The organism is Lutimaribacter marinistellae, assembly GCF_042648365.1.
GTDB classification, from domain to species: domain Bacteria; phylum Pseudomonadota; class Alphaproteobacteria; order Rhodobacterales; family Rhodobacteraceae; genus Lutimaribacter_A; species Lutimaribacter_A marinistellae.
In genome coordinates this window covers 16,450-28,734 of the sequence record NZ_JBHRXI010000017.1, presented here as the reverse complement: position 1 = coordinate 28,734, position 12,285 = coordinate 16,450, and the positions used below count along the sequence as shown (strand labels likewise).

At 61.5% G+C, this 12,285-nt stretch carries 13 protein-coding genes and 1 pseudogene; 1 reads left to right on the top strand and 13 read right to left on the bottom strand.

The features are described from left to right. Window positions 1-80: 80 nt before the first annotated feature. The 10 genes from ACFORG_RS16640 to ACFORG_RS16595 all read right to left on the bottom strand — a co-directional run bounded on the left by ACFORG_RS16640 (window position 81) and on the right by ACFORG_RS16595 (window position 8,754). Window positions 81-1,424: a metal-dependent hydrolase family protein gene (locus ACFORG_RS16640; RefSeq protein WP_386736661.1), complete on the bottom strand. Its 1,344-nt coding sequence runs from the start codon at window positions 1,422-1,424 to the stop codon at window positions 81-83. A 345-nt stretch (window positions 1,425-1,769) separates the two neighbouring features. Beyond that, window positions 1,770-2,939 (bottom strand): ABC1 kinase family protein, encoded by a 1,170-nt coding sequence (locus ACFORG_RS16635; protein WP_386736660.1) that lies wholly within the window; start codon window positions 2,937-2,939, stop codon window positions 1,770-1,772. 601 nt (window positions 2,940-3,540) lie between these two features. Continuing rightward, window positions 3,541-4,041, bottom strand: coding sequence for a VOC family protein (locus tag ACFORG_RS16630; RefSeq protein WP_386736659.1), 501 nt, complete (start codon window positions 4,039-4,041; stop codon window positions 3,541-3,543). Continuing rightward, complete coding sequence (locus tag ACFORG_RS16625) at window positions 4,038-4,766, bottom strand: DUF4386 domain-containing protein (RefSeq protein WP_386736658.1); 729 nt, start codon at window positions 4,764-4,766, stop codon at window positions 4,038-4,040. Before ACFORG_RS16625 ends, ACFORG_RS16630 begins: the two co-directional genes overlap by 4 nt. Beyond that, entirely contained in the window at window positions 4,763-5,692 is a 930-nt protein-coding gene (locus tag ACFORG_RS16620) for an EamA family transporter (protein ID WP_386736657.1), read from the bottom strand. Before ACFORG_RS16620 ends, ACFORG_RS16625 begins: the two co-directional genes overlap by 4 nt. A 22-nt stretch (window positions 5,693-5,714) precedes the next feature. Beyond that, window positions 5,715-5,864 (bottom strand): hypothetical protein, encoded by a 150-nt coding sequence (locus ACFORG_RS16615; protein WP_386736656.1) that lies wholly within the window; start codon window positions 5,862-5,864, stop codon window positions 5,715-5,717. An 11-nt stretch (window positions 5,865-5,875) separates the two neighbouring features. Then, window positions 5,876-6,502, bottom strand: coding sequence for a DsbA family oxidoreductase (locus ACFORG_RS16610; protein ID WP_386736655.1), 627 nt, complete (start codon window positions 6,500-6,502; stop codon window positions 5,876-5,878). Next, window positions 6,502-7,125, bottom strand: a complete 624-nt coding sequence (gene wrbA / locus ACFORG_RS16605) for an NAD(P)H:quinone oxidoreductase (protein ID WP_386736654.1) — start codon at window positions 7,123-7,125, stop codon at window positions 6,502-6,504. Before wrbA ends, ACFORG_RS16610 begins: the two co-directional genes overlap by 1 nt. A gap of 106 nt (window positions 7,126-7,231) precedes the next feature. Then, window positions 7,232-8,119 carry a LysR family transcriptional regulator gene (locus tag ACFORG_RS16600; RefSeq protein ID WP_386736653.1) on the bottom strand — a complete coding sequence of 296 codons (888 nt, stop codon included), beginning with the start codon at window positions 8,117-8,119 and terminating at the stop codon, window positions 7,232-7,234. A gap of 194 nt (window positions 8,120-8,313) precedes the next feature. Beyond that, window positions 8,314-8,754: a hypothetical protein gene (locus ACFORG_RS16595; RefSeq protein WP_386736652.1), complete on the bottom strand. Its 441-nt coding sequence runs from the start codon at window positions 8,752-8,754 to the stop codon at window positions 8,314-8,316. 104 nt (window positions 8,755-8,858) lie between these two features. Between ACFORG_RS16595 and ACFORG_RS16590 the strand changes: the two are divergent. Then, window positions 8,859-9,248, top strand: a pseudogene (locus tag ACFORG_RS16590) (transposase). A 556-nt stretch (window positions 9,249-9,804) separates the two neighbouring features. Here ACFORG_RS16590 and ACFORG_RS16585 read toward each other — a convergent pair. The 3 genes from ACFORG_RS16585 to ACFORG_RS16575 are packed head-to-tail and all read right to left on the bottom strand — an operon-like array spanning window position 9,805 to window position 12,232. Further along, complete coding sequence (locus tag ACFORG_RS16585; RefSeq protein WP_386736651.1) at window positions 9,805-10,326, bottom strand: DUF2478 domain-containing protein; 522 nt, start codon at window positions 10,324-10,326, stop codon at window positions 9,805-9,807. An 11-nt stretch (window positions 10,327-10,337) separates the two neighbouring features. Further along, entirely contained in the window at window positions 10,338-11,618 is a 1,281-nt protein-coding gene (locus ACFORG_RS16580) for a molybdopterin molybdotransferase MoeA (protein WP_386736650.1), read from the bottom strand. Further along, window positions 11,615-12,232 (bottom strand): carbonic anhydrase, encoded by a 618-nt coding sequence (locus tag ACFORG_RS16575; protein ID WP_386736649.1) that lies wholly within the window; start codon window positions 12,230-12,232, stop codon window positions 11,615-11,617. Before ACFORG_RS16575 ends, ACFORG_RS16580 begins: the two co-directional genes overlap by 4 nt. Between the last annotated feature and the right edge of the window lie 53 nt (window positions 12,233-12,285).

The following is a 12,285-nucleotide window of genomic DNA, read 5'->3' as shown; positions in this document are numbered from 1 at the left end:
AAACCGTGTTGTTCCGCTATGCGGACTCTTCGGTCATTCGCATGCAACACCAGTGTCTATTTTGACCCTGGGAAAATGGCTCAGGCCAGATTGTTCTTGTGCACTCTGCCGCCCTTCATGATCACATCGAAGTTGTCCGGAGAGGCCATGACCGTAAGGTCGGCAATCGGGTCTCCGTTGACGAGCAGGACATCGGCGTAGGCTCCGGGCTGGATGACACCGACCGGTCCGGCCTGGTATGGATTACGCGGGCCAGTTAGGCCCCAAAGCTGTCCATTCAGGCCCGTCGCCTGTCGCAGGATTTCGGCGTTGCTGAACCATGGTGTCCTGAGTTGCAACTCCTCCAACTGCGTTGCTTTCGTTTCCCTCGAACCAACAAAATCCGTTCCGAGTGCAATCTTTGCTCCAGACTCGCGCGCCAGTCGCAGCATCGCGTCCAGACCATCAAACGCCATCTTTTGGCGTTCTGCCTGCGCGGGCGTGAACCCTTCCGGGATTTCTGCCGCAAAAAAGCCAACCTGTGTTGAAAGCCAGACCCCTTTTTCAACGGCCAACTCCATCGACTCGGGCGTCATGAGGTTGCAGTGTTCGATGCACTCGTAGCCGGCCTCAATCGCGGCCCGAACCGATGTATCCATGTATGCGTGTGATGTGGCGTAGGTGTTCCAACGTTTGGCCTCCTCCACGGCCGCTTCGAGCTCCGCCGGCGAGTACTCGTTGATATCCAATGGATCGTAGAGCCCGGTCACGGCACCACCTGAAAAGATCTTTATGAAGTGTGCGCCCTGCCGAAACTGCTCGCGCGCAGCCGCCAGTACTTCAGGAACCCCGTCTGCAAAAAGCGTGATCCCAAGTCGCTCAGCTTCCGTGAACGGCGGCCCGCCGAAAGCACGCGGACGCACAGACCGCGGCCGAAGGTCGCCATGACCGGCGGTCATTGAGATCGCAGCGTTTGACGCCTGAATGCGCGGACCGGGGTGGAGCCCCTCGTCTATGGCGCGGGCCAAACCGAGAATGCCGCCACCAGTATCGCGGACACTTGTAAAGCCACGCATCAGGGTGGCTGCACTTTCGCTCAATGCCAATGCAGCAACGTAATCTGGACGTGCCGTCAGGAAGCCAGTTGGGTCCTGGTTCCACTGCAGGTGCACATGCATGTCGACGAGCCCCGGCATCAGGGTCCGCCCATCCCCATCGATGCGCGGCACCTCTTGCACGGCATTGGCAGCGGGCGACACATTCGTGATCATTTCCCCTTCGACAAGGACGTTCGTGAGCTCGGTCAATTCATCGGACATCCCGTCATAAACACGCACGTTCGTGAAGAGCGTTGCATCTGGAGCTTGAGCTCGGACTCGCGCAGGGACCAGCGCCAGCGCAGCGGTCGATGCGAGACTGGACAAAAATTGGCGTTTTGAGATCATAACTTAACCCTCAAGATGCCGAAGAAGTTGTTTAAGGCTAACTCAGGCTCGCCTATGAAACCATCCGGTAAACCCGATGAAGAGGGTGACGTAAGGTATAGAGTTTTTTGGGCGTTAAACTGAAGGTCATCCTTCGTTGCAAGAACGCCGGCTTCGGGCTCCAGGCAGCCGCTCGCTGCGAAGGCTCGAACGAAGCGTTGGCAGAAGGCCGGATCGCGAAAAAACCGTTTCGAGAAGGTTTCGCTTTCGGATGAAACACACGCTTTCGATTCATGTGATCCATACTCACACAAGTGGCTCAGGCCTTGTTCCGATCCGGTTCGCCAAGGTGAGCTAAATCTGGGGTCAGACCAGAAATCGCCTTATCCTGTCCGCTACCGGAACCACGGCACCCAGTCGGGCGCCAAGCAAGAAAATTCCGCCAAACTTCCGTTGAAGGTAGAGGACATCCATGGGCAGCGGAGGCGGAAGATAGCCCGCTTGTGCAAGCGCCATGCCTTGTTCGTTCAGTTTCATCGTCAGGGTCCGGTCGGCGAAATCAAAGCTCGGGTTATGGCGGATCGCGCCGAAGACAGTTTCAATCATCCCAATGACATGGTCGTCAAAAGGCCCGTTCCCTTCGATGAGATGCATATCCCGAGCTACTCGGCGAAGCCCCATGGCATCATCCGACAGTCCAGCGCGCAAGAGCTGCCGGTAGGTGTTAACGAGAGCAGGCTCAAGATGACGCGTTGCGCCAAAATCAAGCAGGATGATCTTTCCGGTCTCGGAATTGTATTGGAAGTTCGCGAAATTTGGATCGCTTTGGATGACGTTGAACTCGAAGACCTCTCGGAGCGTCAGATCGATCAAGTGCTGAACAATGCCGTCACGCTTGCTTTGCGAAGCCGTTGCCGCCGTCTCGATGGGTTGGCCATCGAGATAGGACATGACGAGGATTTCTCTTGTGCTCCAGTCTTGGTGAAACTCCGGTACGGCAAAGGTCGAAGTGCCCTCCAGCAGCGCCGCGAAATGCTTGAGATGCTCACCTTCTTGGAGATAGTCGGTTTCCTCGTGAAGCTGGCGGCGTGCCTCTTCGGCATAGGGAGCCAGATCAAACCGGCCCGGCAAGAGGCCCGACATACGAACCAAGGTGCTCACGTTGGATACGTCGCTGTCTATACTCCGGGCGATGCCGGGGTATTGCACCTTGATCGCGACGGCGCGCCCGTCCTTCAGTCGAGCGCGGTGCACCTGACCGATGCTCGCTGCCGCAATGGGGCGTACATCAAATCTCTCGAAAACCCGCAGCCAGTTGTTGCCCCAGTTCCGGTCGAGCACCTGCTTGAGCTGCTTAGGTGGCATGAAGTGCGCTTGATCCCGCAGCCGCGCCATGATTTCCGCAACTTCGGGCGGAAGTATCTCGCCCGCATCCATAGAGATGAGTTGCCCAAGTTTCATAGCCGCGCCCCGCATACGCGCGAGTTCATTGGCCAGCCGGGTCATGTTGCTGGGGGTCAAGAGCAAGCGGCGCATGTCTGGCCTGCCACCGCGACCGAGCTCACCTAAGGCATTTGCTGCCACGGAACCCGCAATGCCTGCCGTCATAGTGCTGAGCGCCGCGAAGCGTCTGATCCGGCCAGACGGAATGGCAACGGCGCGGGACGAATTCGACGTGTTCACAGTTGAGTTCACCCTTCAAGACAACACCGTGAAATACATGGCTCAGGTATGCCCTCGGGCAAGTATTGCGCTTCAGAGATTGCTGCTTCAAAAAGCCATTGTTTCCCGAAGTTCGTTCAGATTTGGCGGTGGTGTCCGGCAATAGCCAGACGGCCGCCCTCGGCTCGGTGCTGATCTCGGACGCGGTGCGGCATCGGTACAATCTGGAGCGCTCGGCACGACAAACGGCCCTTACCTACCGTTCGCGCGACCAGCGTTGTATAGCGCTGCGGCACACCGGACCGGACGTTCGCCCAGGTAGCGCCATTCTCGACACAGCTGCGAGTGCCCCGGCGAAAGGGTGGTGAGCCGCCTTTCCTTAGATCCTTAGCTTACATTCAACATGGGTCCATTCAACACTCCGCCACATATGCCGACCGTGCAAGCAGTCGGGTTGTAGAACTCGACGGCCTGCTTATTGCGATTTCCTGTCGTCAGACGGGCGGGCGCTCGACGACGTAGCATTGGAACCACTCCAACTCGGATCCTTGGCGACAAGTTCGACGGTGTTGCCGTCGGGATCGAAGGTGAACACCCCGCGCCAACCGACCCAGTTGAAGGTCTCGACATGGTATTCCAGATCGAGTTCCTCATACCAGGCGATGACAGCATCCTGCTCCTCCCAGGGCAGGCTGAGCGCGATATGGTGGAGCGAGGATCCCGGACCCGTCGCAGGCTGCCGGTCACCGGCCCGGGTTTGGCCCGCGCCCTCTGTGTCGTGGCGGAACAGGGCCAGCACCGCCGTGTGCCCGGCAAAGCCTCCGGCGATGCGGAAGAAGGCGATGGGCGCGTTCTCGGTGTCGCGCATCGGCTCGAGTCCGATCACGTCGCGGTAGAACGCGACCATGGCGGGGTAATCGACGCAACGGATGGCGATTTCCCCGAGGGCTCGGACGGTGAAGCCTCTTTCGGTCATTGGTTGTCTCCGAGTTGTTGCGATCCGGATGATACTCGGTGTGCGTCATGTTTGGCCGGCCAATTCAGTAAGAGTAGGCGCAAACAGAATGCCGTCTCGGCCAGAAACGTCAGGCCATAGGCCGGCAGGAAAATGGGCAAGAGCTCGGGTGCGAAGAACCGCATACCACTGCCTGCCAGACAAACCGGCCCAGCGATCCCGAGCCCTGCGACGAAAGCCTTTGCTACGAGACCCGAACGCCAGACAAGCACGCCCATGATCAGGCTGTTCACACCGGAGATCACCAGACCGAGATCGCAGCCGTACTCGTGCAGGTCCAGGAACACCGAAGCCAGGACCGGGGCATCGGATAGACCGTCGCGAGTCAGCACCAACCACGCTGCCAGCAAGGCCAGGATGCTCGCGGCGATCAGGAGCGCCTGGATCAGACGGAACACCATTGCAGACAGAGCAAGGCCCGGGGCCATCTTTCGAAAAATCAAATGAAGCAGGATCGCAAGCCTCGCGTCGCTTAGCGCCATCACGACACCTGCAGCAACGGCGAGGCGGAACTGACCGGGTGCCGAAAGGATAGCGGCGGCGGTGGCGTTCGCATCTGGGAAGTCGATCAGCATCCTTCGGAGGCGTATATCGGCCCCGAGATCGGTGACAATGATGGCCAAGTATAGCAACTCGGCAACCCGCGACTTCCTTGAGAGGTCGTCGCTGTGTGCGAGGGGGGTCACGACGGGTTTTCCTTTCCGAAAGAACGATCGTGTAACCTGTGCCAGGAGTTTGACTGGGCCACCGAGGCGCCAGGGACGGACCGCCGGTTCGCCCGCTGTCCGGCCCAGACCGATCCCAGGACAACGGCCGCGCCGAGGCCCTGCATGAGCGTCAGGGATTGGCCCAGAACCACCCAACCAAGCAATACGGCGGTAACGGGGCTCATCATGCCCAGCATCGAGACGGCTCCGGGCTCGATCCGGGAGACGCCGCGAAACCACAGCGCGTAGGTCGCTGCCGCGCCGATGAGGCCGAGCCATGCAAGCCCCGCGAGGTTCGTCCCCGTCAGGGGGGGCAGCGGGGGTTCCATGATCAGGGCGAAAGGCAGCAAGATCAGGCCACCCGCGGTCAGCTGCCAGGCGGTGAAGCTGAGTGGGGACACGGGTGGCTGCCATTTCCGGCTCAGGACGGTACCCGCCGCCATAGACGCAGCGCCCCCGAGCCCGGCGGCGACGCCGACGGGATCGAGAGCGGCACCAGGACCGATCAACAGCAGGGCGACGCCCGAAACGCCCGTCGCGGCCGCGGCGACCGCGCCCGCCCGGATTGGCGTGCCGAGCCATCCGCGCGCCATGACGATGACCATCATTGCCTGAAGCGACCCGAGCGTGGCCGCCACGCCACCCGGCAGCCGGTAAGCGGCCACGAAGAGCAGCGCCCAGAACAGCGCAAAGTTGAAACTGCCAAGCAGGAAGACCCGGCCGAGCCAAATGCGCGGCGGGAGGCAGCGCGTGAGTGCCAGCAACAGCAGCCCTGCCGGCAGGGCGCGCAGAGCCGCCATGCTAATGGGATAGCCCGCGGGCAGCACCTCTGTCGCCACGAGATACGTGCTGCCCCAGACCGCCGGGGCGAGCGCGGTGAGTAGGATGTCGGTGGAGCGTGGCATTGGATTTGTGTCCTGTCGGGGTTTACCAGAGCGCAGCTGTGGGTTTGGGAAGACGATCGGGCCAGGGATCGGAGCCGATGTCGCGCATCAGGTGCGGTGGCAGATCGCGTGGAATGCCTCGGGGGATGCGGCGGCGGATCCGGCCGCGCCTATGGATAAACGAGAGGGTCATAGTTTTTCCTTTCAGGCGACGAGGCGGGAAGCGGCGTACAGCTGCGCGGTCAGATCTTCGTGGGGTCCGTTGACAAAGCGTGTGCCGGTCTCGCGGACGATGGGGGTGGGCACGACCCGGACCTGCAGGGTGCGCGCCTTTTGCCGGTCGGTCTCGACGGCGCGACGGGTTCCCGGATCGTCGAAGACTGTCGCCTTTAAGCCCAGCTCCCGCGCGGCGCTCAGCACGACCTCGGGGTGGGCAACGCTGCGCGCCTCGGCCAGATGGACGTGCTGAAGGCGGTCGAACATCTCCCAGTGGGCGGGCTGCCCGCCGATCCGTTCCGCAGCCTTGCAGCCAAGAGCCGCGGTCATCCCGTGGCGGTAGTCGAAGGGCGCGGCCCGCATGGCGTCTGTATCGAAAAGCTCGGGGCGATCGCTGACCTGACGGCAGACGGCCCAGTGCCCGAGGATCGTTTCGCGGGCGTCTTCGGGCGTGCCCCTGCGCGAGGCCATCTCGGCCGGACTGGCCTGCAGGACGAAGGTGAGGTGCCGGATACCGAGGTTGAAGTCCTCGGTCAGACTACGCATCCGCGACGAGATATTGAAGCACCAACAGCAGACGACGTCATGGAAGAAGTCGACGGTGAGCGAAGCCATCACGCGGCCTCCTCTACCAACTTGGCCCCCGCCAGCCGGGAAGCGATCCGCGCGACATGGGCACCTTGAAAGCGAGCGCCCGCCAGGTCCGTCTCGGTGGGGGCGCGTGAACCGTCGGTTCCGGCGATCGTGCCCGCGCCATAGGGGGCGCCACCGATGATGCCCTCTGCGGTCGTCTGTTCGGAAAAGCTGTAGGGCATGCCCGCGATGAGCATCCCGAAATGCTGGAGCGGGATCTGGGTCGAGAGCAGCGTCGCCTCGTGCCCGCCGTGCTGCGAGCCAGTGGAGGCGAAGACCGCGGCGACCTTGCCGACCAGCGCGTTGCGTGCCCAGAGGCCGCCCGCCTGGTCGAGGAAGGACTTCATCTGCCCGGCCATCATGCCGAACAGCGTTGGCGTGCCGAAGATGATGGCATCGTAGGCTTCCAGATCGGCCGGGGACGCGACGGGTGTGTCGTCCGGGGAAAAGCCGGCCTTCTGCCGGATATCCTCGGCGACTGTTTCGGGAACGCGGCGCAGGTCGACTTGGGCACCGGGGACGGATTGCGCGCCTTCGGCCTCGGCCTGCGCAAGCGCGCGGACATGGCCATAGCTGGAATAGTAAAGAACAAGAACGCGGGTCATGGGATCCTCTCAAGGTTCGGGATTTCCTTACCCAGAAGATCGTGGATCGGCGAGGACGGAGTAACCGCCCGGCTGTCACTTTATTCTTTACGTCAGTTGAAGAATGTCAGGGCCGAAGCGTGGCGCGCAGGTGTTCGAGAAACGCCGTCACCTTCGCATCCATGCCGAGTCGGGAGGCGGTGACGGCGAAGATCTCCGGTGCGGGCAGTTCCCATTCCGACAGGACCCTGACGAGGTCGCCACGCGTCTCGGCCGGTTTCGAGACGAAATCCGGCAGGGTTCCTATACCCTGGCCCGCGATAAGAAGGTCGCGCAGAACCAAGCTGTTTCCGACGCGAACGGACGGATCGAGGCTGATGGTCGCCGCTCCCGAGGGGCCGGTCAGGGTCCAAGAGGTCAGGTGATCGGCCAACAGGAAGCCGACGATCTTATGCCCGGCGATATCCTCGGGCGACTGTGGAATGCCGGCGGCCTCAAGGTAGGCGGGCGACGCAAAGATCCGTTGCCGCATGCTGCCGATCTTGCGCGCCACGAGCGCGGAGTCCGGCATCGCGGCACGGATACGGATCGAGACGTCGAACCCTCCGTCGACCATGTCCACCACCCGGTCGTCCAGGGATAACGTGAGCCGCAAGTCAGGATGGGCGTCGAGGAACGTCGGGAGAATGGGCGCGATCACGGTCTGCCCGAAGGAACTCGAGGCGTTAACCTTGAGGTGCCCGCGCACCGCGCCGGCGCGCTCGCGGATCCGCGTTTCGACCTGGGCCACCGCGTCGAGAATCCCGATCGCTTCGTCCAGATAAAGCTGCCCGGCATCGGTCAGAGACATCGAGCGCGTCGTGCGCGTGAGAAGCGTCGCGCCAAGACTTTCCTCGAGCAGCTTGATCTCGCGGCTCAGAAGCGCAGACGACACGCCGAGGTCTTCTGCAGCACGCGCGAAACTGCCGCGTTCGACGATGCGGCGGAAGGCGTGCATGACCGACAGCTTGTCCATGGTCTTCGGTTCTTTAGTTCAACTATACCCGCGACGTATCCGGGCTGCATATTCAGACTTACACGATCGACCTGTCCTTTCGAAGAGGAACAGTCCCGTTCCCGTAATTCGTAAATCGCGACACGATCGATGCGCCCGGCCCAAAGCATGCTTAATTGGGCTGACCCTGAACTGAAGTCGAACTCCCGATAGGATCACAGGGTGTCTATGAACAAGGGAGAAAGACGATGGAGAATTTTTGCGGACTGGATGTTTCGTTGCGGCCGTGCGCACTGTGAATTGTGGATGCGCAGGGTGGTGTTGCTTTTGAACGTGAACTGGCCTGTGATGTCGATGAGATCGTCAAGTGCCAGGAGAGCTTCGCTCACCTGATAGCGCGGATCGGGTTTGAAGCTGGCACCATGATTCAGCATTTGTTCTAAGGGCTTACGAACCAAGGCTTTCATGTCGTCTGCATGGAAGCGCGCCAGGTCAGCGCCGCCTCGTCGGCGATGCGGAACAAGACACTCGATCTGGCGAACGAGGTTCGGGGCCTTTTGAAGATCTTTGGACTGCGCCTTCCCAAGACAGTCCAGCATGGCAGTTTCGACGGCTTGGTGCGCCCTCTCGTCGAAGCCGGCAAGGTCTTGGCGCACGCAATGTTACCGCCCTTGGATGCCCGTCGTGAGAAATACCGCCTTTTTTCGATTTGGATCGGCGGGTCCAACGTCCGGCCAGGAATGATGAAGTCTACTTACGGATGATGACGGTGCCAGGTGTTGGTCCAATTGCAGCGCTGACCTTCAATGCCGCCATAGATGATCCTGCCCGCTTAAAGAAGTCCCGAACCGTTGCCGCGCACTTCGGTCTCACACTTTGAAGGTATCAGTCCGGCGAACATGCCAACCCGGGGCGCATATCCAGAGCTGGCGATCGAGATGTCCGCGCAACCCTCTACGCGGCCGCCAATGAACTGCTAATGCGCACGATGGCAGGATCGCAGATCAAATCCTGGAGGATGCGACTGATGCGTACCAAGGGCCGACGCCGCGCGGCCGTCGCAGACGCGCGCAAACTGGCCGTTCCGCTCCACTGCATGTGGACAGATGGCACAGAATTCCGTCAGGTGAAGGTGGATGGCACATCATGATCTGAATCGCCCAAAACCAAAACCGCACGGGGTCGTCCTCACCGGACGAGGTTCGTGGATGAAGCCGAATATGGCTGCTGCGTAACGAAAAGCGCGTCCCAAAGCGAGGCTCTCCACTTCCAATCCGACACATGCGTGCAGCGGTTTCCCACGCGGCATCAACCAGACCGCGAAGAGAAGCGTGACCCGGATGAGAGAAAATGCCCCGATTGAAAAAGGAAACCGTGCTTGACCCAAGCAACCAATTAGAGAAGCTGCCGCTCGAGGGACGGCTCAACGCCGCAGCGCAGCTACCCCGAACCGGACATACAAGTCGTCGTGCAGCATAGTCGGGCAGGAATAGGTCGGTGATGTGGGGCTTCTCTGAAGCTCGAACGATAGTCCGAAGCCGCGGATTGCCGCTGCGAGGGCGCACGACAAGTTGAAGACTTGCCATAATTCCCCAGTTTCAGAGGGTGCTTGGTCGTAGGATTTCGGCGGCCATTCTCAGTTTCTGGTCGGGTGGCATGCCGCCATTGCCCATTTTGTGGCGCCAGCTTTGTTCCCGCTGGATACCTCAGGCCGCTTCGCATTTAATCTCCAAGCTGCGGTGAGCCCACGCTTCGAGAGCGGTCAGTTCCGGGCGCAAATCCTGCGCAAGGCCGCCAGCGAAATAATTGAAGGCGGACAAGTTCAGCGCGTTGACACCGACAAGAACCGGGATGCCCCGTGTCAGTGCCTCTGCAATGACCGGGCGAAAGCCACGCCCATCGGCTTCTTGTTTGCCGAACTTGTTGATGATCAGGCAGTCTGCACCGACATCCAGCGCCTTCTGCACGTATCCGACCGCGCTCTCCAGGGCGGTCGGATCCAGTCGGCATCCGCGGGACCCGGTTCCAAGGCTTTGCGAAATGCGAAAGACCTGCCCATCGGGAAGAACCTGCACGTCCATGTCACAGGGACCGCCAGAAGGGGACTCACTGTTGATCTGGACGGTGCCTGCGGTCCGAACTCCGGCCTTGGTCAGCGCTTTGGCGAGGCGGAACAGCAAAAGATCGGTGTCACCGCGCCCGGGGGCCATCGTGTAGGCAAGTTGCATAGTTTCTTTCCTCAAGTCTCGAAAAACGGCATGAATTCCACAAGCGCCCCTTCGGGCAGGTCATCTGCGTCAGCGGGCAGCAGGATCAGACCGTCCGCCGCAGGAAGATTTCCGACTCTCGCAGAGTTGGTGGTGCCGTCGAACCCCACCAACTCACGGCCAAGGGCATCGAAACCGATGCGGTTTGCGGGTCGAAATTCGCAGCGTCCCGGCTTGCGCTTTATCGGAAAGGCGGTGACGACGTGCCGGCGTTGGTTGCGCAGGCGCGTCTGGCCGGTCAGGTGCTGTACGACTGTCTCTCCGAAAAGTTGCCATGTGACGAAGGCCGCCAACGGATTTCCCGGCAGTCCCAACCAAGTTACGGACCCAACCGATCCCAAGGATACAGGTTTGCCAGGCTTGATTGCGACGCCGCTCAAGGCAAGCTCTCCCCCCAGATCGGCAAGCGCCTGCTTGACGTGGTCCTCTTCGCCGACGGATACGCCGCCTGTTGTGACCACCAGATCCGCGCGGGAACATAGGTCGGCCAGTTGGCGGCGCAGGCGCAATCTGTCGTCGGCGGCCGGTTCGGCTGCGACCAGTTCCATAGCGGGTGATGCGATAGCCGCGCCCAGCATCGGTGTATTAACGTCCCAGATCTGCGCAGTGGCGCGGCCGGTCCCGGCCTGCCGCACCTCGTCTCCCGTCACCAACAGCGCCACGCGCAACCGCCTGCGGACGGTGACCTCGGCAGCGCCCGCCGCCGCTGCAGCTGCGATTTCACGCGGTCCCAAGATCGTGCCAGCGGTCAGCACAACCTCTCCGGCCTGCATGTCACTGCCGATGCGGCGAATGTTCTGTCCGTCTGATGGACGGCGGTCGATTCGGACCAGAGCCCCGGCATTGCGCACCTGTTCCTGCATGACAACAGCGGTCGCGCCTGCGGGTACCGGCGCACCGGTAAAGATACGGGCCGCCGTGCCGGGTTGCAGCGCGGCCTGACCGCCGGATCCCGCAGGAATCCGGTCCGAAACCTGCAGGATCCACGGTCCGTCCCCAACAAAGGCTCGTGCATCGACGGCATATCCATCCATCGCGGAATTGTCGAAAGCGGGGGCCGGGGTGTCATTGACCACCGGTAGCGCGAGGACACGGCCATGCGCCTGCGACAGGGAAAGCCGTTCCACCTCGGCGATCGGATGGCACAGCGCCCCGATCCGGTGAAGGGCCTCGTCAATGCTGATCAACTTTCCCGGATGCTCGGGCGCGTCGCAGCTGCAGCCGGGCTTCAAGACGTCGTGCAAAAAGGTCATTCCGCCACCTCGCGTTGAAAATGTCCGGGACCGACCGTGCAGTCGAGATCACGCAGGCACCCGTCTTTCAGGCCGTAGATCAAGCCGTGGATGCGGATGTCCGCCTGTCGCGCCCAGGCGCGTTGCATGATCGGGGTTTCAGCCACGCGGCGCACCCCTTCGATAACGTTGATCTCGGCAAGCTTGTCGCGGCGGGCCTCCATGCACTGTTCCTGCGCCAAGTCGACGGCATAGGCCCGCGAGAGGCGACGGATAGGCTCCAGCCAATGGTCAGCCAGCCCGTGTGGCATATCCTCGGTCGCGGCCTTTACCCCTCCACAGCCATAATGACCGCAGAGGATGATTTCCCGCACCTTCAAGGCGTCGACGGCGAATTCCAGCGCCGATAACAGGTTCATGTCGGACGAATGCACCACGTTTGCCACGTTGCGATGCACAAAGACCTCTCCCGGGTCCAAACCGGCAACGACGTTGGCGGGCACCCGGCTGTCGGAACAGCCGATCCAGAAGAATTCCGGCGCCTGCTGGGATGCAAGCCGCGTGAAGTAGCTCGGGTCAGCGCGATGCCGTTCAGCGGACCAGTCCGCGTTGCGTTGAAGCAGTGAGTTCAGCATATCAGCGCTCCAACAGGTCGAGACACAGCGGTGCAGCTTCGACACGACCGCCT